General features: G+C 63.0%; 22 protein-coding genes. 8 read left to right on the top strand and 14 right to left on the bottom strand.

The window, feature by feature from the left end; translation table 11 throughout:
- Positions 1-31: 31 nt before the first annotated feature.
- The gene (locus tag ACX3OZ_RS11060; RefSeq protein ID WP_459095909.1) at positions 32-826 is read right to left on the bottom strand and encodes a response regulator; all 795 of its coding nucleotides are present in this window, start codon (positions 824-826) and stop codon (positions 32-34) included.
- Between the two features lie 171 nt (positions 827-997).
- Between ACX3OZ_RS11060 and ACX3OZ_RS11055 the strand changes: the two genes are divergently transcribed.
- The 5 genes from ACX3OZ_RS11055 to ACX3OZ_RS11035 all read left to right on the top strand — a co-directional run bounded on the left by ACX3OZ_RS11055 (position 998) and on the right by ACX3OZ_RS11035 (position 5,935).
- Positions 998-1,222, top strand: coding sequence for a NepR family anti-sigma factor (locus ACX3OZ_RS11055; RefSeq protein WP_459095910.1), 225 nt, complete (start codon positions 998-1,000; stop codon positions 1,220-1,222).
- Positions 1,223-1,226: 4 nt separating this feature from the next.
- A complete protein-coding gene (locus ACX3OZ_RS11050) occupies positions 1,227-1,781 on the top strand; it encodes an RNA polymerase sigma factor (RefSeq protein WP_459095911.1) in 555 nt (184 codons plus the stop codon).
- Between the two features lie 186 nt (positions 1,782-1,967).
- Positions 1,968-3,386: a sensor histidine kinase gene (locus ACX3OZ_RS11045; protein WP_459095912.1), complete on the top strand. Its 1,419-nt coding sequence runs from the start codon at positions 1,968-1,970 to the stop codon at positions 3,384-3,386.
- Between the two features lie 19 nt (positions 3,387-3,405).
- Positions 3,406-4,323, top strand: coding sequence for a diacylglycerol/lipid kinase family protein (locus ACX3OZ_RS11040; protein WP_459095913.1), 918 nt, complete (start codon positions 3,406-3,408; stop codon positions 4,321-4,323).
- 133 nt (positions 4,324-4,456) lie between these two features.
- Entirely contained in the window at positions 4,457-5,935 is a 1,479-nt protein-coding gene (locus tag ACX3OZ_RS11035; protein ID WP_459095914.1) for a sensor histidine kinase, read from the top strand.
- A gap of 27 nt (positions 5,936-5,962) precedes the next feature.
- Here the strand turns inward: ACX3OZ_RS11035 and ACX3OZ_RS11030 are convergent, their stop codons facing one another.
- The 12 genes from ACX3OZ_RS11030 to ACX3OZ_RS10975 form a co-directional block, all read right to left on the bottom strand.
- Positions 5,963-6,400, bottom strand: coding sequence for a hypothetical protein (locus ACX3OZ_RS11030; protein ID WP_459095915.1), 438 nt, complete (start codon positions 6,398-6,400; stop codon positions 5,963-5,965).
- Between the two features lie 5 nt (positions 6,401-6,405).
- Positions 6,406-6,759: a DUF883 family protein gene (locus tag ACX3OZ_RS11025; protein ID WP_459095916.1), complete on the bottom strand. Its 354-nt coding sequence runs from the start codon at positions 6,757-6,759 to the stop codon at positions 6,406-6,408.
- Positions 6,760-6,842: 83 nt separating this feature from the next.
- Positions 6,843-7,001, bottom strand: a complete 159-nt coding sequence (locus ACX3OZ_RS11020) for a DUF3309 family protein (protein ID WP_459095917.1) — start codon at positions 6,999-7,001, stop codon at positions 6,843-6,845.
- Between the two features lie 42 nt (positions 7,002-7,043).
- Positions 7,044-7,208: a hypothetical protein gene (locus ACX3OZ_RS11015; protein ID WP_459095918.1), complete on the bottom strand. Its 165-nt coding sequence runs from the start codon at positions 7,206-7,208 to the stop codon at positions 7,044-7,046.
- A 117-nt stretch (positions 7,209-7,325) separates the two neighbouring features.
- Positions 7,326-8,912 (bottom strand): FGGY-family carbohydrate kinase, encoded by a 1,587-nt coding sequence (locus ACX3OZ_RS11010; RefSeq protein ID WP_459104513.1) that lies wholly within the window; start codon positions 8,910-8,912, stop codon positions 7,326-7,328.
- A 273-nt stretch (positions 8,913-9,185) separates the two neighbouring features.
- Positions 9,186-10,661 (bottom strand): mannitol dehydrogenase family protein, encoded by a 1,476-nt coding sequence (locus ACX3OZ_RS11005; protein ID WP_459104512.1) that lies wholly within the window; start codon positions 10,659-10,661, stop codon positions 9,186-9,188.
- A 30-nt stretch (positions 10,662-10,691) separates the two neighbouring features.
- Positions 10,692-11,696 (bottom strand): ABC transporter ATP-binding protein, encoded by a 1,005-nt coding sequence (locus ACX3OZ_RS11000; protein ID WP_459095921.1) that lies wholly within the window; start codon positions 11,694-11,696, stop codon positions 10,692-10,694.
- Positions 11,697-11,708: 12 nt separating this feature from the next.
- Positions 11,709-12,539, bottom strand: a complete 831-nt coding sequence (locus ACX3OZ_RS10995) for a carbohydrate ABC transporter permease (protein WP_459095922.1) — start codon at positions 12,537-12,539, stop codon at positions 11,709-11,711.
- A 9-nt stretch (positions 12,540-12,548) separates the two neighbouring features.
- Positions 12,549-13,421 carry a carbohydrate ABC transporter permease gene (locus ACX3OZ_RS10990; RefSeq protein WP_459095923.1) on the bottom strand — a complete coding sequence of 291 codons (873 nt, stop codon included), beginning with the start codon at positions 13,419-13,421 and terminating at the stop codon, positions 12,549-12,551.
- Between the two features lie 260 nt (positions 13,422-13,681).
- A complete protein-coding gene (locus tag ACX3OZ_RS10985) occupies positions 13,682-14,989 on the bottom strand; it encodes an ABC transporter substrate-binding protein (RefSeq protein ID WP_459095924.1) in 1,308 nt (435 codons plus the stop codon).
- Positions 14,990-15,146: 157 nt separating this feature from the next.
- Positions 15,147-16,106, bottom strand: coding sequence for a sugar-binding transcriptional regulator (locus tag ACX3OZ_RS10980; protein WP_459095925.1), 960 nt, complete (start codon positions 16,104-16,106; stop codon positions 15,147-15,149).
- 68 nt (positions 16,107-16,174) lie between these two features.
- On the bottom strand, positions 16,175-16,948 hold the full coding sequence (locus ACX3OZ_RS10975) for a FadR/GntR family transcriptional regulator (protein WP_459104511.1): 774 nt from the start codon (positions 16,946-16,948) through the stop codon (positions 16,175-16,177).
- Between the two features lie 446 nt (positions 16,949-17,394).
- On the opposite strand from ACX3OZ_RS10975, the gene chvE reads away from it, so the two are divergent.
- The 3 genes from chvE to mmsB all read left to right on the top strand — a co-directional run bounded on the left by chvE (position 17,395) and on the right by mmsB (position 21,389).
- Positions 17,395-18,471: a multiple monosaccharide ABC transporter substrate-binding protein gene (chvE, locus tag ACX3OZ_RS10970; protein ID WP_459095927.1), complete on the top strand. Its 1,077-nt coding sequence runs from the start codon at positions 17,395-17,397 to the stop codon at positions 18,469-18,471.
- Positions 18,472-18,579: 108 nt separating this feature from the next.
- Positions 18,580-20,112: a multiple monosaccharide ABC transporter ATP-binding protein gene (gene mmsA / locus ACX3OZ_RS10965; protein ID WP_459095928.1), complete on the top strand. Its 1,533-nt coding sequence runs from the start codon at positions 18,580-18,582 to the stop codon at positions 20,110-20,112.
- Positions 20,109-21,389 carry a multiple monosaccharide ABC transporter permease gene (gene mmsB / locus ACX3OZ_RS10960; RefSeq protein ID WP_459095929.1) on the top strand — a complete coding sequence of 427 codons (1,281 nt, stop codon included), beginning with the start codon at positions 20,109-20,111 and terminating at the stop codon, positions 21,387-21,389. The genes mmsA and mmsB overlap by 4 nt, the downstream gene beginning before the upstream one ends.
- A 250-nt stretch (positions 21,390-21,639) precedes the next feature.
- On the opposite strand, the gene sseA is transcribed toward mmsB, so the two are convergent.
- Positions 21,640-22,473 carry a 3-mercaptopyruvate sulfurtransferase gene (gene sseA / locus ACX3OZ_RS10955; RefSeq protein WP_459095930.1) on the bottom strand — a complete coding sequence of 278 codons (834 nt, stop codon included), beginning with the start codon at positions 22,471-22,473 and terminating at the stop codon, positions 21,640-21,642.

Below are 22,473 nucleotides of genomic sequence, written 5' to 3'. Positions count from 1 at the left end.
TCGGGCATGGTGTTCTCCAAGCACAAGCCGATCACGCGGCGGCGCGCGATCCCTCATCGAAAAACAGCGCCTGGCTGATCAGCGCCTTCACCATTTCGGGGTTGAACGGCTTGGTGACGAGGAAGGTCGGCTCGGGGCGTTCGCCGGTCAGCAGGCGTTCGGGGAAGGCGGTGATGAAGATCACCGGCACCGAGTGATGGTTGAGAATATCGTTGACCGCATCGATGCCCGAGCTGCCATCGGCGAGCTGGATATCGGCGAGGATCATGCGCGGATGGGTCTGGGCGAACAGATTGACCGCTTCCTTGTGGGTGCGGGCAACGCTCACCACCTTGTGGCCGAGGCTCTCCACCAACTGCTCGATATCCATGGCGATCAGCGGCTCATCCTCGATGATCATGATTTCGGTCGCCACCTGGCGGGAAATCTCGACCGAGGCTTCGTCGAGCAGGGCGCCAAAGTCGCTATCGGCAACCGAGAGGATTTCGGCGGCCTGGCTGTGGGTGAAGCCTTCGACGGCGACCAGCAGGAAGGCCTGGCGCGGGCGGGCCGACAGACTGCCCAGATTGGTGGCGGCGCGCTGCTCCCAGACATAGCTGGAGGTCGGCTGCGGCACCTTCACAGATGAGTTCGAGAACAGCGCCGAAAACAGCTTGTAGAGCGCGATCCGATCATTGGACGCTTCGGGGAATAGCGAGATGTCGGCGATGAGAGCTTCCAACGTCGCAGCGACATAGGCATCGCCGGAGGTCTGCGATCCAGTAACTGCGCGCGAAAACCGCCGCAGATACGGCAGATGCGGAGCAATCCGCGTGGACAAAGTCATAAAGTGAACTCCCAGTGACGCTTGAGGCACGAGATCGGACAACGTGACTTCCGCAAAGAAAGTTCCGGCAATAAGGAACTTTTTTTGCAACGACGCATTGTGCTCGCCAAGTGTGGGAAAATTCAACAACATATCTGACGGTCTAAACATTGCATGATTAAGGACAAACTGGTGACCCAGCAACGTATGCGGACGCAGGCGGGGCGGGCAGATGATGGGCTGGGTCCGAATACGGATATCGGCGCACGGCTGCGCGCACTTTACGGGGCTGTGCAGGATGAGGGCGTTCCCGAGCAATTGCTCGACCTGCTGGAGAAGCTCGACAATGCCGAGCAGTCGCAGAAAGCCAAGGCTGCCCCTCGTGATGGCAAGACCGCCCCTCGTGACGGGGAGTGACGGCATGACCGCTGAACCGACGACGTTCAAGCGCGAGATGCTTGCCACTTTGCCGAGCCTGCGGGCGTTTGCCGTGTCGCTGACCGGCAAGCATGACAAGGCCGATGACCTGGTGCAGGACACGGTGATGAAGGCCTGGGCCAAGCAGACCAGCTTCGAGATGGGCACCAATATCAAGGCGTGGCTGTTCACCATCCTGCGCAATGAGTTCTACAGCCAGATGCGCAAGCGTGGCCGCGAAGTGCAGGACAGCGATGGTGCGTTTACCGAGCGACTGTCGGTGCATCCCTCGCAATATGGCTCGATGGATCTGCAGGACTTCAAGAAGGCGCTGTCGCAGCTCCCCGATGACCAGCGCGAGGCGGTGATCCTCATCGGCGCTTCCGGTTTCTCCTATGAAGAGGCCGCCGAAATCTGCTCCTGTGCCGTCGGCACGATGAAGAGCCGGGTCAGCCGGGCCCGGACGCGGTTGCAGGATATCCTCAAGATCAGCGGCGAAGCCGATTATGGTCCTGATGCGGTATCTGCGCAGGTGACCACGACCAATCACACATTTTAAGCGCGGTGTCGGCGAGTGCTCTCAGAGCGCTCGCCGCTGCCGTTAACAGGTTCTGCGTCATGCTAATGGCGCGAGCGCCCTTGCCATGAGGCGGGATGTGGCCTCAAATCCGCCATCGGCCTGGGTCACCTGGAAAGGCTGGGGTCGGAGCTGCAAGCGGCGGCTAGCGTCGGGCGGATAGCAGTCATGATGGATACGGCGAGCGGACTGAGCAGCCAAGAGCGGCGAGCGGCGTTGAAACGTCGTGTCGCCCAGCGTCTGGCCGTGGTGGTTTCGCTGGCGCTGGTCATGCTGGCGGCCGTGGCGGCGCTGGTGCTGGTGCAGGGCATTAATCGCCAGATCGGCGATGTGCTGCATACCAATGAAGTGCGCAATCAGGCGCGTGAACTCACCATCGCCCTGAGCGAGGCCGAAAGCGGCCAGCGCGGTTATCTGCTGACCGGCGACGAGAATTATCTCATCCCGTTCCGGCGCGCGGCCGAATCCGTCGACGCGCAATTGCTGTCGCTGACCGCCATGACCAGCGACAATGCGCGCCAGGCAAGGCGGGTGAAGAGCATCGCCAGCGAGATCGTCGCCAAAACGGCCGAAATGGCCGAGACCATCAAACTGGTCGAAGCCCAGCGCACCGGCGAGGCGCGCAATCTGATCGAGACCGGCATGGGCGAGCCGCTGCTGGACAGCGTGCGCAACACGCTTGAACAATTCATCGCCGAGGAAAACCAGACCCTGCTGGAGCGTAACCAGCAGATCGACCAATCGCGGCGCTGGCTGGTTGGCGCCATTATTGCCGCTCTGGCCGGTGCGGTGCTGCTGGCCTATGTGCTGTTCATGCGCACGCAGCGGCAGGTGAGCGCACTGGCCCGCAGCCAGGATTTGCTGCTCAGCGAAAATGAAGTGCTGGAGGCCCATGTGCTGGACCGCACCGAGGCGCTGGAAGAGGCGCGCGCCCATGCCGAGCGCGAGCGGCAGCGGGTCGAAGCGCTGTTGCAGGATACCAATCACCGGATCGGCAATTCGCTGGCGACGGTGTCCTCGCTGCTGGGCCTGCAATTGATGCGCAGCACCTCTAGTGAGGTGAAGGCGGCGCTGGAGGCGGCGCGCTCGCGCGTGCATGCCATCGCCTCGGCGCATCGCCGCCTGCGGCTGGGCGACGATCTGGAAACCGCCAGCGCCAATGACTTTCTCGATGCGGTGCTCGAAGATATCGCGGCGACCGCCAGCGATGCCAAGGCCATCACGCTGGTCGGGCATATCGACCCGATCGTCATCGGCGCGCGGGACGCCACCACCGTTGGGATATTGCTCGGCGAATTGGTGACCAACGCCATCAAGCACGGCTTTCCCAATGGGCGAAACGGCACCATCACGGTGACGCTGAAGCGTGACGAGGCCGGGGTGCCGACGCTGAGCGTGGTCGATGACGGCGCCGGAATTGCCGATGATCAGGAACCCGGTGAGGGTGGATTGGGTTCAGTCATCGTCAAGCAATTGGCGACGCAGTTCGGCGGTCAGCCGCAATATCAGCGACGGGCCGAAGGCGGACTATGTGTGAGCGTGCCGCTGCCCGGCATCGACAACATTGCGGCGACCAGCGCGACCTGACGCGAACCGGAGAGCCGACTTGCACATCATTGCCGTTCTCAACCGCGATGGCGGGACCTTGCGCACGATGGATCTCGATGCCTTCTGCGCCACCGCCGTCGCGATTTTTGCGCGGTATGGGCATCAGCTCGACTGCCGTGTGGTGGCGGGCAGTGCAGTAGAAAAGACGCTGCGCCAGGCGGCAAATACCAAGGGCGTGGATGCGGTGCTGGCCGGGGGTGGCGATGGCACGATCTCGACAGCGGCCGGGATCGCCTATGAAACCGGCATGCCGCTGGCGGTGCTGCCGGTGGGCACGATGAACCTGTTCGCGCGGGCGCTCAAAGTGCCGCTGGTGCTGACCGAGGCCCTCGAAGCGCTGGCGGGTGGCGAGATCGGCGCGGTCGATATCGCCACCGCCAATGACCGGGCCTTCGTGCATCAGTTCGGCGTCGGCATTCATGCCCGGCTAGTGCGGATTCGCGACAATATGAGCTACCGCAGCCGCATCGGCAAAATGCTGGCCAGCCTGCGGGCGATTGCCGCCGCCGCGATCAATCCGCCGCAGTTCGAGGCTGAAATCCGCACGCATGAGGGGATCGAAAAACAGCGCGTCAGCGGCATCGCCGTCTCGAATAACCCGCTGGGCGATGGCCATATTCACGCCGATGGGCTCGATGCGGGGGTGCTCGGGGTCTATGTGGCCGCGCCGATGTCCACCGCGGCTCTGCTCAAACTGGCGGTGGATCTGTTCGTGGGCAGCTGGCGCGACAGTCCGATGGTTTCCGAGATCGAGGTTGAGGAGGTGACGCTGCATTTCCCCAAGCGCAAGCGCAGCTCGCATGCGGTGATCGATGGCGAGCTGATCAAGCTCGACCGCTCGGTGACGCTCAAGCTGCATCCGGGCGGGCTCAAAGTGATTTTGCCCAGGCCCGCCGCCACCGATCAAATTTCTTGAAATTTTTCTGGAACCAAAGCCAAAAATTCGCGTTAGGAAAAATTGGTCGGCAGGTTTTTAGTCAATTGTAGCAGCGTCAGGACTGGAAGTGACAAACAAGGGGGGCTACCTTCCGGACGACGTGCGGAAGGTTGTGCTTGATCCAACGCGACTCAACGCGTTGGCGGCGCTGGATATGCTGGACGAGCGTCCTGACGCCGATTTCGAGCGGTTAAGCCGGACAGCAGCGTATCTTTTCAAGACTGAGATTGGCCTGGTGACGCTGCTCGACAAGGAGCGGCAATGGTTCAGCGGGTGCTTTGGCGTGGACAACATAACCGAGGCGCTCACCGAGACCTCGTTCTGCGCCCATGCCATTGCGCTGCCCGGCGACGCGGAGGCGCTGGTGGTGCCCGATGCGGCGGCCGACCCGCGCTTTCAGGACAATCCGCTGGTGACCGGCTGGCCCCATATCCGCTTTTACGCCGGCGCGCCGGTGATGGTCGGCGGGCACAAGGTGGGCTCGCTCTGCGTCATCGGCACGACGCCGCAGGCCGCGCCCGATCCCGGGCTGGTCGAGCAACTGGTGGGACTGGCCGGGCTGGCCTCCAGCCTGTTTGCGCTCAAGGACGAAGCGCGGGTGCGCGCCCGCATGGCCGCTGCCCTGGTCAAGGAAGAATGGCGCCATGCGCTGACGCTGGAAGCCGGCAAGGTCGGCAGCTGGGTGTGGGATGTGCGCACCGGCGAGGTCGCCTGCAACGACATGTTCCGCCGCATGTTTGGCCTGCCCGAGATCGACGCCACCCAGGTCGAGGATGTGCTGGCGGCGATCCACGTCAGTGATCGGGCTGCTGTGCAGGAGGGTCTGACGGCCAGTTTCCGCAAGGGCGAGGACTATGGCGCCGAGGCGCGGATCGCCGCGTCGGGGCGTTGGGTCACCCTGCGCGGTCGGGTCTATCAGCGCGATGCCGAGGGCAAGCCGCTGGTGATGATGGGCGTCAGCATCGATATTTCCGACAGCAAGCAGAGCGCCGAACACACCCGGGTGCTGCTGCGGGAGCTGAACCACCGGGTCAAGAACACGCTGGCGATGATCCAGTCGGTGGCGCGCCAGACCATACGGCAAAACCCCAATCCCAAGGATTTCATCGACGCCTTTTCCGGGCGGCTGCGCACCATTTCGGATGCGCATGTGCTGCTGGCGGATCGGGACTGGTCCGGGGTGCAGCTTTACGAAGTGATCGCCTCCCAATTTGGACCCGGCTTTCGCAGCCATCCCGACCGGGCCACGGTGCGCGGCGAAGATGTCACCTTGCCGGCCGATCATGCGCTGGGGCTGGGGCTGATCCTGCATGAGCTGACCACCAACGCGCATCGCCATGGCGCCTGGTCGGATGATCGGGGCGTGGTCAATATTGATTGGGAGGTCAGGCAGACGCCGGTGCGCGGACTGTCGCTCAATTGGCGCGAAACCGGCGGCCCGGAGGTGGATAAGCCGGACGAATATGGGCTGGGCGCCCGGTTGATCGAGCGGAGCCTCGCCAAGGTGCTCGACAGCGAAGTCTCGCTGCAGTTCCATCCGGGCGGGGTTGCCGCCAAAATCTGGATGCCGTTGCCGGAAGAGCAGGATTAGCCGGGCCGCCCCGATGGCGGCCCGCTCTCAGTCGTCGGTCTGGTCGTGCTCGCCGCGCAGCAGCAGATAGGCGGCAATGGCGGCGGCGGGCAGGCCGAGGGTCCGCAGCATGGGCGATTTTAGCAGTACCGGCAGCGCGGTCAGTGCCGCCGTGGTGACGAAGGCGCCGGTTTCGCTGGAGCGCCGCTTGGTGGCCACTTCGCGGCGGCGCCGGCTTTCGCCGACACGGGTGCCGAGATAAACCGCCAGGGTGATCACCAGGAAGGCGGCCGCAAAGATCAGCGCGGCGTAGATGCCGCCCACGATGTCGGCCAGCGCCATCACCCCTGCGGCCAGCAGGAAGCCAATTCCCGCCACGCCCAGAACGATCATCACCGCATTGACGATGACGGCGTTCCGAACCCGCTCGGTGATGGATTCGACCTCAATGCCAAGCAGCCCGGCAAGCGGTATGAGCAGGTTCATGGCGACTAGTGCCGCATCAGCACGGCGAGCAGGAAGCCGATGCCGACGGCACTGGCCACGGCGGTCAGCGGCTTTTCGCGGATGGTGTCCTTGAGCTGCTTTTCCATGGCGCTGGCCTGGTCCTGCACCTCTTCGACGACCTGCTGGCCCTGGCGCTGCAGATTGCGCGCCTCGCCCTTGGCGGCGTCGCGGACTTCGCTGACCTTCTCATTGCTGAGCCGGGCCAGCGTAGCGCCGATGGATTTCAGATCGCTCTGCAGCTGGGCGACCTGGTCTTCCAGCTGGGCCTCGCGAGCCTTGCTCGAAGCGCGGCTGTTGCGGGGCTTGCGGGTCGGGGCGAGATCGGACGTGGTAGCCATATTTGACGTTCCTGTTTTGACGGGCCAGGGGCGAAAATTGCCTATTGGCCGGGATGAGAGTCAGGCGGAAATTGCTCTGGTGGCTAGATGCGGCCCATCAACACCAGGATGAGGATGACGACCAACACGACACCCAGGATGCCGGAGGGGAAGTAGCCGAAACCGCGCGAATAGCCCCAACTGGGCAATGCGCCGATCAGCAGTAGAATGAGGACGATGATGAGAATTGTACCGAGACCCATGGTAGCTCTCCTGTTGTTTTTGTGACGCTTGGCCGGCTATCGCTAGAGGATCGCCAGCATCAGGATCGTCGCGGTAGCCAGGATGAACAGGGCAGGGATCAGCGCCTTGAACACGGCGCCATAATGGGTCTGCCCATCATAGCCTTCGGTCCATACCGGCGTCGCGCGCCCTGCGTCTTCAAGCGCTCTGATTTCCATGCTGGTCATGACGGCCTCCGCCTCGATCCAATGCGCAATGTTGCGCGTGCCCAAAGAACGGGATGGGATCGGCTTTGGTTCCGTAGTGGCGCTGGATTCGGGCAGGCGGGGTGAGGGGAGGCGCCCTCACACCATGGCGTCGATCACCTGGCGCTGGCGCAGCATTTCGAGGAAAATCTTGTAGTCCTTGTCGAAATGAGCGCGGGCGGTGGCGTCGGGCGCGCGCTCGCGACCACCTTGCTGCATGGCGACACAGGCCGCGTCGAGGCTGGGATAGAGCCCGGCGGCGGTGGCGGCGACCATGGCGGTGCCGAGCAGGGTGGCGTCCTTGGCCGAGGATTCGACCACGGCGCAGCCGGTGGCGTCGGCATAAAGCTCCATCAGCACGGCATTCTTGGTGTGGCCGCCGGTGATGTGCAGCGTGTCGATGGCATAGCCGCGGGTGTTGAGGGTTTCGAGGATATGCCGCACCCCCAGCGCGATGGAGACGCAGCTGCGCCAATACAGCCGGCACAGCGAGTCGAAATCGCTGTCGAGCGTCAGCCCGGAGATGACGCCGAGCGCAAACGGATCGCCCAGCGGGGAGCGATTGCCGTGGAAATCGGGCAGCACATGCAGCCGCTCGGCCAGCGACAGCCCCTCGCGCAGCCGCAGTTCCATGATGCGGCGTGCAATGGCGCGGTGCATCTCCGGGCTAGGCTCGCCGCCCGCGCCATGCCAGCGGATCAAATGATCGAGCAGCGCGCCGGTGGCCGATTGGCCGCCCTCATTGAGCCAGACGCCGGGCAATACCGCACCGAAATACGGGCCCCAGACCCCTGTGGTGGGGCGGGCCTCGGCCGACAGCGCCATGACGCAGCTCGAGGTGCCGGCGATCAGCGCCAGATGGTGGTCAATGGTGCCGACATCATGGGCAAAGGCGCCGAGCACGCCGAGCGCGCCGGCATGGGCATCGATCAAGCCGGCGCCGACCCGGCAGGACGTGCTGAGCCCCAGTTCACTCGCGGCCAGCGCGGTCAGCGGACCGAGATCGCTGCCCACCGGGCTGGCATTGGCGGGCAAAGCGGCTTTGTCGAGCAGATCAGACAGGCCGATCTGGGCCAGGAAATCGGGCTGCCAGCCGCCTTCGGTATGGGCCAGAAAAGTCCATTTGCAGGTGAGGGTGGATTGCGAGCGGGCCAGCGAGCCGGTGGCTTTCCACGACAGGAAATCGGCCAGATCGAACATCATCCCGGCGCGGGCCCAGCTTTTGGGCATGCGCCGCTTGAGCCACATCAGCTTGGGCGCTTCCATCTCCGGCGACATGACGCCGCCGGCATAGTCGAGCACCAGATGGCCGGTGGCGGTGCATTCCTCGGCCTCGGCCAAAGCGCGGTGATCGAGCCAGACAATGGTGTCCCAATTGTCCTCGCCCTTGGTAGAGACGGTGACCGGTTGACCTGCTACGTCGCGCACCACCAGCGAGCAGGTGGCATCAAAACTGAGGCCGACCACCTGGGCCGGATTGGCTCCGGCTTCGCGCATCGCCTCGCGCACAGCGGTGCAGACCGCGAGCCAGATTTGCTCGCTGTCATGCTCGGCATGATTGGCGTCGGTGCGGTTCATGTCGATGGGATGCTCGGCGCGGGCGAGCAAGCCGCCATGCGCAGTGAGCACGCCGGCCCGGGCGCTCCCTGTCCCCACATCCACTGCCACCAGGAGGCTTTGCGTCACGCTATGGCGCCCTTTAATAGATTTGGGGCGACGGTAGCTGACGGGGAGTGAATTGGCTACGGGGGCAGATAAAGGACGATGGCTGGGGCTTAGCCCGTGCGGCCCTCAAAAACGCGGTGACATCGCGGGTGTTTGACGTCCACCGGACTGTACCTCCCCCTTGAAGGGGGAGGCTAGGAGGGGGTGACGGGAGCCCCGATATCCGGGCTAGCCGCCCCCCCACCCTTGATCCCTCCCCGCAAGGGGGAGGGTGTCGACTGAGACATCAGGGCATTAAAGCCCGTCAGCCAAATACCGCTCCAGCGTCGCCTTGGTGCCAATGGCCCACAACGTCTCCAGCGCATGGCTGAACGCCGCGACAAACGCCGGCTCCCCAGCCAGCGCCCCATAAATATCCCCCATCGCCAGCCACGCCTTGGGATCGTCTTTCGTCAATTTCGCCTGCGTGGTCAGCCGCGCCCAGCTCGGATCATTGGCCTCGATCACCGCACCGCTATCCGTCGTGCCATAGCAATAGCGGCACCACAGCGCCGACACCAAAGCCAGCCCGGTCACCGACTCGCCGGCCGTCACCCGGTCCAAAGCCGAGGGAATAATGAATTTGGGCTGCCGATTGGAGCCATCCAGCGCCAGCCGGCGAATGGTGTCGCCAATTTTCGGATTGGCAAAACGCCGCTGACACAGCGCAAAATACTCGTTGAGATCGGTATCGGGCACCGGCGGCACCACCGGGATGATTTCGTCGCGCTCCACCTTGGCGAGGAACGCCGCCACCAGCGGATGCTGCATCGCCTCATGCACGAAATGGATATCCAGCAGCCCGGCCGGATAGGCGATGGTGGCGTGGCCGCCATTAAGGATACGGATTTTCATGTGTTCATAGGGCGCGACATCGGCGACGAACTGCACGCCGACCCTTTCCAGCGCCGGACGGCCGGCAGGGAAATTGTCCTCCAGCACCCATTGCTTGAAGCTCTCGCAGAACACCGGCCAGTTGTCGTCAATGCCGAACTGCTCGGCGAGCAGGGTCTTCTCCCGGTCCGAGGTGGCCGGGGTAATGCGATCCACCATGCCATTGGGGAAGGCGACATTGGCCTTGACCCACTGCGCCAGCATCGGATCGATCAATTGCGCCAGCCCGACCACGGCGTTTTCGGTGACGTGGCCATTGCCCGGAATATTGTCACAGCTCATCACCGTGAAGGGCTGGATGCCAGCGTCGCGGCGGCGGATGAGGCCGGCGAGGATCAGCCCAAACGCCGTGCGCGGCGCGTCAGCATGGGCCGCGTCATAGGCGATATCGGTATGGGTCGGATCAAATTTCTGGCTGGCCGGGTCGATATAATAGCCGCCCTCGGTGATGGTCAGCGAGACGATGCGAATGGCGGGATCGGCCAGCGTGGCGATGATGGCCTCGGTCGCGCCGGGCTGCAGATAATCGATCATCGCGCCGGTGACGCGGGCGCTGCTGGTATCGGCTTCCTGTTCGACCACGGTGGTCAGCCAATCCTGCGCCTTGAGCTTCTGCCGCATCGCTTCGTCGGCGTCGCGCACCCCGGCGCCAATCAGTGCCCAGTCATGGTCGGCGCCGGTGGCGAACAGATCATCGAGATAGACGGCCTGATGGGCGCGGTGGAAATTACCCACGCCGAAATGCACGATCCCCGCCGTGAGGTCGCTCCGCTGATAGGCAGGGATGCTGGCCGTGCTCAGGGAGGGGAGGGCCTGAGCCGAAAGCTTGGTGGTCATGATGTTTAGTCCTTGGTCCGGCGGCCCGGATTAGAGTCCCAGTCCGTCGGCGTCGAAGCGGTAGATGCGGGAGGGGTCGGGCGTCAGATAGACGTCGTCGCCATGGTTGAAGGTCTGGTCGCCATCGGTGCGGATGGTCATCAGGCCGAGGCCCTCGACGTGGACGTGGAGGAAAGTGTCGCTGCCGAGCTGTTCGGCGACGCCGACCTTGCCCTTCCAGGCGCCGCGCGTGGCGGTAGTGGCGAGCTTGAAATGCTCGGGGCGCACGCCGATGGAATGGGCATTGTGCCGGGCCGCTTCGGGGCCATCGACAAAATTCATGCGCGGGCTGCCGATGAAGCCGGCGACGAAGCGGTTGGCGGGCTTTTTATAGAGATCGAGCGGGGAGCCGAACTGCTCCACCTTACCGGCATTGAGCACCACGATGCGGTCAGCCATGGTCATGGCTTCCACCTGATCATGAGTCACATAGACCATGGTGGTCTTGAGCTGCTGGTGCAGCTCGGTAATTTCGAGCCGCATATTGACGCGTAAAGCAGCGTCGAGATTGCTCAGCGGCTCGTCGAACAGAAACGCCTTGGGTTCGCGCACGATGGCGCGGCCAATGGCAACGCGCTGGCGCTGGCCGCCGGACAGGGCGCGCGGACGGCGGTCGAGATAGGAGGAGAGATTGAGCGTGCGGGCGGCATAGTCGACCTTTTGCGCGATGATCTCCTTGGGCACTTTCGCCATTTTGAGCGGGAAAGCGATGTTGTCGCGCACGCTCATATGCGGATAAAGCGCATAGGACTGGAACACCATGGCCAGGCCCCTGCGGGCCGGCGGTGCCTTGGTCATGTCCTCGCCATCGAGCAATATGGTGCCGCTGGTGGTGTCTTCCAGCCCGGCGATCAGCCGCAGCAAAGTGGACTTGCCGCAGCCGGACGGCCCGACGAACACTACGAATTCGCCATCCTTGATCTCGAGCGAGATGTCCGGGATCACCTGGATTTCGCCGAAGGACTTGTTGACGTTTTTGAGGGAGATCGAACCCATTGGTTGCAGTCCTTATTTCACAGCGCCGAAGGTGAGGCCGCGGACGAGTTGTTTCTGGCTGAACCAGCCCATGAGCAGGATCGGCGCGATGGCGAGCAGCGAGGCCGCCGACAGCTTGGCGAGGAACAGGCCCTGTGGAGACGAGAATGACGAGATAAACGCGGTCAGCGTGCCGGCGCGGCCCGAGGTCAGGGTGATGGTCCAGAAGGCTTCGTTCCAGGCCAGGATGACGTTGAGCAGCAGCGTCGAGGCGATGCCGGGGACGGCCATGGGGACGAGGACGTGGACGATTTCATTCCACAATTCGGCCCCATCCATGCGTGCGGCTTCCAGGATATCGACCGGGATTTCCTTGAAATAAGTGTAGAGCATCCAGATGATGATCGGCAGGTTGATCAGCGTCATGATGATGGTCAGGCCATGCACGGTGTCGAGCAGGCGCAGATCGCGGAAGATCAGATAGATCGGGATCAGCACGCCCACCGCCGGCATCATCTTGGTGGACAGCATCCACATCAGCACGTCCTTGGTGCGCTTGGTCGGCGCAAAGGCCATGGCCCAGGCGGCGGGAATGCCGATGATCAGCCCCAACAGGGTCGAGCCGACCGACACCAGGATCGAATTGGTGGCGTGCTTGATATAGTCCGAGCGATCCTGCACCGCGGCGAAATTTTCCAGCGTGAAATTTTCCGGCAGGAAGGTCGGCGTGCTGGCGATGGCCTCGGCCTCGGTCTTGAAGGCGGTCAGCACCACCCACAGGATTGGCGAGAACAGCAGCAGGGCGATGCCCCAGGCGAGCAGGGTAAAGCCGATGCGGGTCTGAACGGGGACGTTACGGGCCATCTTTCGCTCCTACGCGTCGAGGTTCTTGCCCACCGCGCGCATCAGGAAGATGGCGACGATGTTGGCGATGATGACGGCGACGACACCACCGGCCGAGCCGGCGCCGATGTCGTTACTGAGGATGCCGGTGCGGAACACCAGGAAGGTCAGATTGGTCGAGGCATAGCCGGGACCGCCGCCGGTGGTGACGCGGATTTCTGCGAAAATACCGAGCAAGAAAATGGTCTGGATCAGGATCACAATGGTGATCGAGCGGGCCATATGCGGCAGGATAATATAGTAGAAGCGGTTGATGGCGTTGGCGCCATCCATCTCGGCGGCCTCGCGCTGCTCCTCGGAGAGCGACTGCAAGGCGGTCAGCAGTATCAGCGTCGCAAAGGGCAGCCATTGCCAGGCGACGATGACGATGACCGAGAACAGCGGATACTGGTTGAACCAGTCGACCGGCTGCAGGCCGAAGAATTTCCACACATGCCCCAGCATGCCGTAGCCGGGATGCATGAAGCCGTTTTTCCAGATCAGCGCTGCCACCGGCGGCATGACGAAGAAGGGCGAGATGACGATGATGCGCAGGATGCCCTGACCCCAGATCGGCTGGTCGAGCAGCATGGCGAGAAAGATACCGCCGATAACGGTGATCGCCAGCACGCCGCCGACCAGGATCAGCGTATTGACCAGGGTCTGGGTGAAGCTGGGATCGCCGATGACGTAGAGATAATTCGCCCAGCCGGCAAAGCCGGTCATCATCGGGTTGATCAGGCTGTAATTCTGGAAGCTGAACCACAGGGTCATCACCAGCGGCACGATCATCCAGATCAGCAGCACGATAACGGCCGGCGCCATCATGATGCGGGAGAGGGTACGGGTCTGTGCGGTGGCCATGAAGATGATCCGTCATTGAAACCGAGCGTGGGTCTGTCGTCCCCTCGCCCCTGAGGGGAGAGGGCTAGGGTGAGGGGTTCAGAGCTTGTGCTGACCCACGGCGGTCGCATCCAGCTCTGAACCCCTCGCCCGGCGCTGCGCGCCGACCTCTCCCCTCAGGGGAGAGGCGATCAGGGCCCAGTCCGCGTGCTTCGTCTAAAAACGGCCCGGTCTCCAGAGGGGACCTTTGACCGGGCGGGTCGTCGTCTTCAGGGAGAAGACTACTTGATGTAGCCCGCGCGGGTCATGTCGCGGGTGGCGGCATCCTGCGCCTGAGCCAGCGCGTCGTCAGCCGACATCTGGCCGGCCAGCGCCGCCGAGAACAGCTGGCCGACATTGGTGGCGATACCGGCGAACTCGGGAATGGCGACGAATTGCACGCCGACATAAGGCACCGGCTGAACCGTGGGCTCGCTCGGATTGGCCGAATTGATCGAGTCCAGCGTCATCTTGGCGAAGGGTGCGGCGGCCTGATATTCGGGGTTCTCATAGAGCGAGGTGCGGGTGCCCGGGGGCACGCTGGCCCAGCCATCCTTGGCGGCGACAGTGGCCAGATACTCTTTGTCAGTGGCCCATTTGATGAACTGTTCGGCGGCCGCGGCATTCTGCGAACTGGCCGGGATGGCCAGCGACCAGGCCCAGAGCCAGTTGCCGCGCTTGCCCAGGCCGTTATCCGGGGCCAGAGCGAAGCCGACCTGGTCGGCGACGGTAGAGTCAGGGCCGACCAGGGCGCCGGCGGCGACGGTGGCGTCGATCCACATGCCGCATTTGCCCTGCTGGAACAAAGTCAGGTTTTCGTTGAAGCCGTTGGACGACGCGCCAGCCGGGCCGGCATCGGCCATCAGCGACAGATAGGTGTCGAGTGTGTTCTTCCACTCGGGCGTGTTGAACTGGGGCACCCAGCTCTCGTCGAACCAGCGCGCGCCGAAGGAGTTGGACATGGCGGTGAGGAAGGCCATGTTCTCGCCCCAGCCGGCCTTGCCGCGCAGGCAGATGCCGTTGATGTCATTGGCGCGGTCGGTCATGGCGCGGGCGGCCTCGCCGATGAATTCCCAGGTCGGGGCGTCGGGCATGGTCAGCCCGGCCTTTTCCATCAGGTCCTTGCGATACATCACCATCGAGCTTTCGCCATAGAAGGGCGCGGCATAGAGCTTGCCGTCGACGCTGAGGCCATCGCGGATGGCGGGCAGCAGATCGTCGACGTCATAATCGGCGTCGGCGCTCAGGCCGTCGAGCGGCACCAGCCAGTTCTGCTTGGCCCAGATCGGGGCTTCGTAGGTGCCGATGGTCATCACGTCATATTGCCCGCCATTGGTGGCGATGTCGGTGGTGACGTTCTGGCGCAGGGTGTTTTCCTCAAGCACGACCCAGTTGAGTTCGATGCCGGTCGCCTCGGTGAAAGCGGGCGACAGGGCCTGCATGCGGATCATGTCGTCATTGTTGACGGTGGCGATGGTGAGCGTCTGCGCCGAGGCGGAGGCCGCCAGCGCAAGGGTGAACGCGCCCACGAGAATGGGTGTCAGTTTCATTATTTTCCTCCCAGAAACCGAAACGAGCAATTGTTCCGGCAATGGGCAAATACTCACAACATATGCGGCAGAGTCAAGCGGGCTATGCGCCGGGTGACTGGCGCATGTGCAGCAGCACAGGCCCGGAAAAGCGCGATATTCTAGCGATTTCAGTGGATTAAGAGAGGTCGAGTAGGCCTTGGGCGGTGCGTTCGTCAGTGATCAAACCATTGACCAGACGGCGATTAAGCGTGGCCTTGATGCCGGGCAATTTTCGCTTGCCCATGGCGATTGCCACGACCAGCGAGTGTTCACGCGACGGCATCGGGGCCGAGGCGACGCGCTCATTGGTCAGTCCCTCGATCAGCTTGCCCTCGGCGTCAAAGCTCCAGCCGCAGATTTCGCCAATGGCACCAGCCTTTTGCAGGGCCTTGAGTTCGGCGTCGGTGATGAAGCCATCGACATAGAGCGGCGCCTCGGGGCCGATATCGCCGATGCCGACAAAGGTCACATCGGCCTTGGCGGCCAGCGCCAGGGTTTCGCGAATCATCGGCTGGGCATGCAGCAGCTCGCGTTCGCGGGCCGAGGAGGCGATCACCGGCAGCGGCATGGGAAAGCTGCGGGCCTTCACCGTATCGGCGACGTTGAAGATGACGTTGTAATAGGCGGCCGAGCCATCGGGGGCGATATTGCCGGTGAGCGAGACCACTTTGTGGTGCGGGCAATCCATCGGCATCAATTGCTCGACAGCGGCTTTGAGCGTGCGGCCGGTGCCGATGGCCATGACGATGGGGTCAGCGCGCTTGAGCCAGCGCTCGATCTCGGCGGCGGTGGCTTCGGCAACGCCGATCGTGGTGGATTCGCTGCTCGGATCGGACGGCACCACTTCCACCAGCTCCAGCGCGAAACGGCTTTTGAGCCGGGCGGCCAGATCCATGCAGCGACCGATCGGGTGATCGAGCCGCACCTTGATCAGCCCCTCGCTGACCGAGAGCGACACCAGGCGCTGCGCCGACTGGCGCGAAATCCCCAGCTTGCTGGCAATTTCTTCCTGGGTATTGCCGGCGACATAGTACAGCCAGCCGGCGCGTGCCGCGTCATCCAGGCGATTGCTCGACGTGTCCATGCGCTGCGCCATTAAGCCGTCCCGCCAAATTCGGGCGGATTATTCGGCCATGCGGCGCCGGGCTGCAAGACGTTTATGTGTCAGCTGCGTGCGCCGGGGCGACGGGAGAGCTGGGTCAGGGCGGCGCGGATGTCGCGTTCGGTGTCCTTGAGATGGAAGCGCATGGCCTCGCCGGCGGCCCGGCCATTGCCTTGCTTGATGCAGTCGAGAATGCGCTGATGCGCCTCGATGGTGTCATGCAGGGTGTGGCCTCGCTGCTCGCGGCCGCGGCGACTGATGAAAAAGCCTTCGCGCAGCGGTTGCGCCATGGCTTCGAACAAAAAGCCCAGCACGCGGTTGCCGCTGGCCAGCGCCACCGCCTCGTGGAAGCCGACGTCGTGGGTGTGAAACGCCATTTCCATGTCATGCGTCATCGGCTCGCCCTGCACGCCGACCGTGTCGCGCATGCCTTGCAGGCCGGTTTCGATAGCGGCGATGCCGGCGCGGGTGGCGCGCTTGGCCGCCAGCGTCGCTGACTGCACCTCCAGCGACTGGCGCACTTCGATCAGGTCGAACAGCCCCTTGGAATCATAGCGGATCACCGAGGTTAGAAAGTCAGCGAAGGCGGCGCCGTCGGGTTCGCGCACCACGGCCTTGCGGCCACGGGCAATGGCGAGCAGGCCGCGCCCCTCCAGCAACTTCACCGCCTCGCGGATGGTCAGCCGGCTGACATCATATTGGCTGGCCAGGTCGGCCTCGCTGGGCAGGCTGGTGCCGGGCGCCATCTCGCCGAGAATAACGCGCGCCAAAGCGTCGGCCACACTGTTGGCGGCGGTAGGCTGGCCGGGGGGAATTGCCCCATCCGAAGTCGTCACGATTCCTCCAAGGTATCTGATACCTTCGCCATACCCCTATCGCTTGGCGATCCGTTTGGGGCTGGTGTCTTGTTCGACAGAGTCAATTTAGCGGGAGAGGGCTTTGTCTGCAACTGCCGTGAAACATGCAATATCGTTAATATTCGACAATCGAAAAAATTCAACCCGTGTGGGAAGCGACTTTACAAGGGTATCTGATTATCCTAGGTTCCGGCCCGTGGGCTTGGGAGGGTCCTGGGCGGCAACAGCCGCCATGCAGGAGGACTTCATGCACGACAGACTGGCCGCTCACCTTGGGGTGCTCGTACGGTATTTTAATTGTCCGCATGGGGTTGAGGATCGCGCGCGATCTATAGTCCGACGCGGCGCATGCTCTGCGCCAAGGTATCTCCCCTGACGACCATCCAAAAACTTCTGACCTCGAAAATACAAAAGGGAGTCGAGACGTGAAGATTATCAAGACGCTTGCCACTGTGCTGGCCGTTGGCGCCATGGCGCTGACCGCTTCCACTGCAGCCTATGCTCAGGACAAGGGCGCCATCGGCATTGCCATGCCGACGCAGTCCTCGCTGCGCTGGATCTCGGACGGCAATGAGCTGAAGTCGGCGCTGGAAGGCATGGGCTATTCGGTCGATCTGCAGTTCGCGGAAGACGATATCCCGAACCAGCTCGCCCAGATCGAAAACATGGTCACCAAGGGCGTCAAGGCTCTGGTCATCGGTTCGATCGACGGCACCACGCTGTCGGCCGTGCTGCAGCAGGCCGCTGACGCCGGCATCAAGGTTGTCGCTTATGACCGCCTGATCCGCGAAACCGCCAATGTTGACCTCTACACCACCTTCGACAACTTCCAGGTCGGTGTGCTGCAGGCCAATTCGCTGGTGAAGGGCCTCAAGGAACGCTTCCCCGAGACCAAGCCATGGAACGTTGAGCTGTTTGGCGGCTCGCCGGACGATAACAACGCGTTCTTCTTCTATGACGGCGCGATGAGCGTGATCCAGCCGCTGATCGACTCGGGCGACGTGGTGATCAAGTCCGGCCAGCAGGGCATGGACACGGTCGGTACGCTGCGTTGGGACGGTGCTGTGGCTCAGGCCCGCATGGACAACATCCTGTCGGCTAACTACTCGGACGGTTCGCGCGTCGATGGCGTGCTGGCTCCCTATGATGGCCTGTCGCGCGGCATCATCTCGTCGCTCCGCGGCGTTGGTTATGGCGCAGCCGATCAGGCTTGGCCGATCGTCACCGGTCAGGACGCCGAGGCGCCTTCGGTGAAGGCCATCGTCGCCGGCGAGCAGTACTCGACCGTTTACAAGGACACCCGCGAACTGGCCAAGACCACTGCTGGTCTGGTCGACACGCTGGTTTCGGGCGGCACGCCTGAAGGCCTCGACACCACGACCTATGACAATGGTGTCAAGATCGTGCCGTCGATCCTGCTGACCCCCTATGAAGTCGACGCCACCAACTACCAGGCGCTCGTCATCGACTCGGGTTACCTCAAGGCCGAAGACATCCAGTAAGCCTCGGCTTGCCAGAAACACGGGGCTTCGCGGTAACGCGGAGCCCTTTCCTGTCACCGGGACGAGGCGCTATGATGCGACGCCCGCGTGGATACGAGAAGGCGACGAATGAGCAACACCATTCTGGAGATGCGCAGCATCACCAAGACCTTCCCCGGCGTGAAGGCGCTGTCGGATGTCAATCTCAGCATCAGGGAAGCCGAAATCCACGCCATCGTGGGTGAAAACGGCGCGGGAAAATCCACCCTGATGAAGGTGCTGAGCGGGGTTTATCCCTCCGGCACCTATGACGGCCAGATCATCTACAAGGGTGAGGAACAGCAGTTCAAATCCATCCGCGATAGCGAGCACAAGGGCATCGTCATCATCCATCAGGAGCTGGCGCTGGTGCCGTTGCTGTCGATTGCCGAGAATATCTTTCTCGGCAATGAGCAGGCCAAGGGCGGCGTGATCGACTGGGATGAAACCCGTGACGGCGCGCGCAAGCTGCTGGGTATGGTGGGTCTGAGCGAAGACCCCGATACGCTGGTGACCAATATCGGCGTCGGCAAGCAGCAATTGGTGGAAATCGCCAAGGCGCTCAGCAAGGAGGTCAAGCTCCTCATTCTCGACGAGCCAACCGCCAGCCTCTCCGAGAAGGACAGCGCGGCGCTGCTCGAACTGCTGGTGGAGTTCCGCAAGCAGGGCATCACTTCCATTCTGATCAGCCACAAGCTGAACGAAGTCTCCAAGGTCGCCGACCGCATCACCGTGATCCGCGACGGGCGCAGCATCGAGACCCTCGACAAGCAGGATATCAGCGAAGACCGCATCATCACCCTGATGGTGGGGCGTTCGCTTGACGATCGCTACCCGGCCCGCACGCCGCAGATCGGCGAAGTGGTGTTCGAGGTTAAAAACTGGAGCGTCTATCACCAGTTGCACCGCGACCGGCAGGTGATCCGCAATATCGACGTCAATATCCGCAAGGGCGAAGTCGTCGGCATTGCCGGGCTGATGGGCTCGGGCCGCACCGAATTTGCCATGAGCGTGTTCGGCAAATCCTATGGCCAGCGCATTTCCGGCGAGGTCTATCTGCACGGCAAAAAGATCGACACCTCGACGGTGGAACGGGCCGTGGCCCACGGCCTGGCCTATGCCACCGAGGACCGCAAGACCTACGGCCTCAACCTGATCGACCATATCAAGCACAACACCACCATCGCCAATCTGCGCGGCATCTCCAATGTGGGTGTCATCGACGACCTGCATGAGATGGACGTCGCCAATGAGTATCGCCAGAAGACCAATATCCGCTCCTCGAGCGTCTATCAGGTCACCGGCAATCTCAGCGGCGGCAATCAGCAGAAAGTGGTGCTCAGCAAGTGGCTGTTCGCCAATCCGGATGTGCTGATCCTCGACGAGCCGACACGCGGCATCGATGTCGGTGCCAAATATGAAATCTACACCATCATCAATAATCTGGCGGCGCAGGGCAAAGCCATCCTGGTGATCTCTTCGGAGATGCCGGAACTGCTCGGCATCACCGACCGCCTCTATGTAATGAACGAAGGCCGCATCGTGGGCGAAATGCCGACCAGCGAAGCCAGCCAGGAAAAAATCATGCGCTCCATCGTGCGCGCCGAAGGGAAGGCATCATGACCACCGAAACCGCCCAGCCGGGCATTGTTGCGACCGGCGAACAGGTCACATCCCAGGAACTTACCGTCTGGGGCGCCCTCAAGACCAATATGCGCGATTACGGCCTGCTGCTGGCCCTGATCCTGATCATGCTGTTCTTCCAGTATTTCACCGCCGGCGTGCTGTTCAAGCCGGTCAACCTGACCAACATCATCCTGCAGAACAGCTATATCATCGTGATGGCGCTGGGCATGCTGCTGGTCATCGTCGCCGGCCATATCGACCTGTCGGTCGGCTCGGTCAGTGGCTTTGTCGGCGCCTTGGCGGCGATGCTGATGGTGGGCTGGAAATTCCCGCCCGAGTTGGCCTTTCTCGCCAATCCGATTGTCGCCGGCGCCATCTGTCTCGTGGTCGGCGCGGCCATCGGCGCGGCGCAGGGCTATCTGATCGCCTATCATCGCATCCCGTCCTTCATCGTGACGCTGGCCGGCATGCTGATCTTCAAGGGCCTGTCGCTGGCCATTCTGGCCGGCAAGTCGGTCGGTCCGTTCCCCGCCGAATTCCAGCTGCTGTCGGCCGGTTTCATCCCCGACCTGATCGGGCCGACCACGCTGGTCGCCGCCAGCGAAGGCGTACAGCCGCTGGTGCTGCACACCACGACGCTGGTCATCGCTTTGGTCGGCATCGTCACCATGGTGCTGATGGCCATTCGCGGCCGGGCCCGCCGCAAGGCGCGCGGCTATGAGAGCGAGCCCTTCGGCCTGTTCGTCGCCAAGAATCTGGTGATCTCGGCGCTGGTGCTGTTCTTCTGCTACATGCTCGCTTCCTATCGCGGCCTGCCCAACGTTCTGGTGGTGATGGCGGTGCTGATCGCGCTGTTCGTCTTCGTCACCAAGCGCATGACCTTTGGTCGCCGCATCTACGCCCTGGGCGGCAATCTCAAGGCCGCCGCTCTGTCGGGCATCAAGACCGAGCGGATGACCTTTTATGTCTTCGCCATCATGGGCGCACTGGCCGCCTTGGCCGGCATGATCTATGCCGCCCGCCTCAATTCGGCGACGCCGAAAGCCGGGCAGGGGCTCGAACTCGACGTCATCGCCGCGGTGTTCATCGGCGGCGCCTCGGCGCTGGGCGGTGTCGGCGCGGTGGCCGGCGCAGTGATCGGCGCCTTCATCATGGGCGTGATGAATAACGGCATGTCGATCATGGGCGTCAACATCGATTGGCAGCAGATGATCAAGGGCGTGGTGCTACTCGCCGCCGTGTTCTTCGACCTCTACAACAAAAACCGCGCCTGAGTTTCGGGCCGGAAATGCAAAAGCCGCCGGGGGAAACCTCGGCAGCTTTTTTGTATCCCGAATTTCATCAAAAAATGCGGTGTCATCCCGGCCTTGAGCGTTTCATGTGCCACGGAAGCAGCCATCATCGCCCCCTCCCCCTTGAGGGGAGGGCTGGGGAGGGGGTGGCTTTGTGGGCTACTGAACGACCCCCACCCCCGGCCCCTCCCCTCAAGGGGGAGGGGAGCGCAAGAGCCGTAAGCTCAGCCCCCTAAACCTCAACCTCAGCATCATCCCGCGCGCCCCATTCGGCCCACGACCCATCATACAGCGCCACATCCCTCGCCCCCGCCAATTGCAGCGCCAGCGCCAGCGTCGACGCGGTAATGCCCGAGCCACACGAGGTGATGATCGGCCGGTCCAGTTCCAGGCCCCGGTCGGTAAACAATTGCGCCAGTTCAGCCGGCGGCTTCATCTGGCCATTCTCGGTCAGCAAATTCACCGGCACGTTGCGGCTATTGGGAATATGGCCGCCGCGCAGGCCGGCGCGCGGCTCGGCGACTTCGCCGTGAAAGCGCGGGGCCGGGCGGGCGTCGGCAATCTGGGCGGCCTGATCGATGCTGCGGTCGCGCACCGTCTCGAATGCCGCGACGCGGTTGGCGTCAAAGCTGGTGTGAAAAACCTGCGGCGGCTGGGTGACGAGGCCGGTTTCGGTGGCGCGGCGCTCGGCGCGCCATTGCGGGCCACCGCCAGCCAGAATGCGCACGTCGGCTGCGCCCATGGCCTTGAACGTCCACCATACGCGCGGTGCCGAGAATAGCCCCAGCTCGTCATAGATGACGATGGTCATGGTGTCGGCAATGCCGAGCGCGCCGACCATGTGGGCAAAGTCAGCCGGCGCCGGCAGCATATGCGGCAGGTCGGTGCTGGTATCGGCGACGCCATCAATGTCGAAGAACACCGCGCCGGGAATATGCCCGGCAAGATATTCGGCCTGGGCGTTGCGGGCGGCATTGGGCATATGCCAGCTGCCATCAAGCACGATCACATCTGGATCGTGGAGATGGGCGGCAAGCCATTCAGTGGTGACGAAAGGGTTTTCCAT

Source organism: Devosia sp. A369 (assembly GCF_054489345.1).
This window is presented reverse-complemented; position numbering and strand designations above follow the sequence as displayed.

Coding starts and splice junctions, on each gene's coding strand:
- ACX3OZ_RS11060 (WP_459095909.1), bottom strand. CDS start 826: ATGACTTTGTCCACGCGGATTGCTCCGCATCTGCCGTATCTGCGGCGG.
- ACX3OZ_RS11050 (WP_459095911.1), top strand. CDS start 1,227: ATGACCGCTGAACCGACGACGTTCAAGCGCGAGATGCTTGCCACTTTG.
- ACX3OZ_RS11045 (WP_459095912.1), top strand. CDS start 1,968: ATGATGGATACGGCGAGCGGACTGAGCAGCCAAGAGCGGCGAGCGGCG.
- ACX3OZ_RS11030 (WP_459095915.1), bottom strand. CDS start 6,400: ATGAACCTGCTCATACCGCTTGCCGGGCTGCTTGGCATTGAGGTCGAA.
- ACX3OZ_RS11025 (WP_459095916.1), bottom strand. CDS start 6,759: ATGGCTACCACGTCCGATCTCGCCCCGACCCGCAAGCCCCGCAACAGC.
- ACX3OZ_RS11020 (WP_459095917.1), bottom strand. CDS start 7,001: ATGGGTCTCGGTACAATTCTCATCATCGTCCTCATTCTACTGCTGATC.
- ACX3OZ_RS11015 (WP_459095918.1), bottom strand. CDS start 7,208: ATGACCAGCATGGAAATCAGAGCGCTTGAAGACGCAGGGCGCGCGACG.
- ACX3OZ_RS11005 (WP_459104512.1), bottom strand. CDS start 10,661: ATGACCACCAAGCTTTCGGCTCAGGCCCTCCCCTCCCTGAGCACGGCC.
- ACX3OZ_RS11000 (WP_459095921.1), bottom strand. CDS start 11,696: ATGGGTTCGATCTCCCTCAAAAACGTCAACAAGTCCTTCGGCGAAATC.
- ACX3OZ_RS10995 (WP_459095922.1), bottom strand. CDS start 12,539: ATGGCCCGTAACGTCCCCGTTCAGACCCGCATCGGCTTTACCCTGCTC.
- ACX3OZ_RS10990 (WP_459095923.1), bottom strand. CDS start 13,421: ATGGCCACCGCACAGACCCGTACCCTCTCCCGCATCATGATGGCGCCG.
- ACX3OZ_RS10985 (WP_459095924.1), bottom strand. CDS start 14,989: ATGAAACTGACACCCATTCTCGTGGGCGCGTTCACCCTTGCGCTGGCG.
- ACX3OZ_RS10980 (WP_459095925.1), bottom strand. CDS start 16,106: ATGGCGCAGCGCATGGACACGTCGAGCAATCGCCTGGATGACGCGGCA.
- mmsA (WP_459095928.1), top strand. CDS start 18,580: ATGAGCAACACCATTCTGGAGATGCGCAGCATCACCAAGACCTTCCCC.
- mmsB (WP_459095929.1), top strand. CDS start 20,109: ATGACCACCGAAACCGCCCAGCCGGGCATTGTTGCGACCGGCGAACAG.
- sseA (WP_459095930.1), bottom strand. CDS start 22,473: ATGGAAAACCCTTTCGTCACCACTGAATGGCTTGCCGCCCATCTCCAC.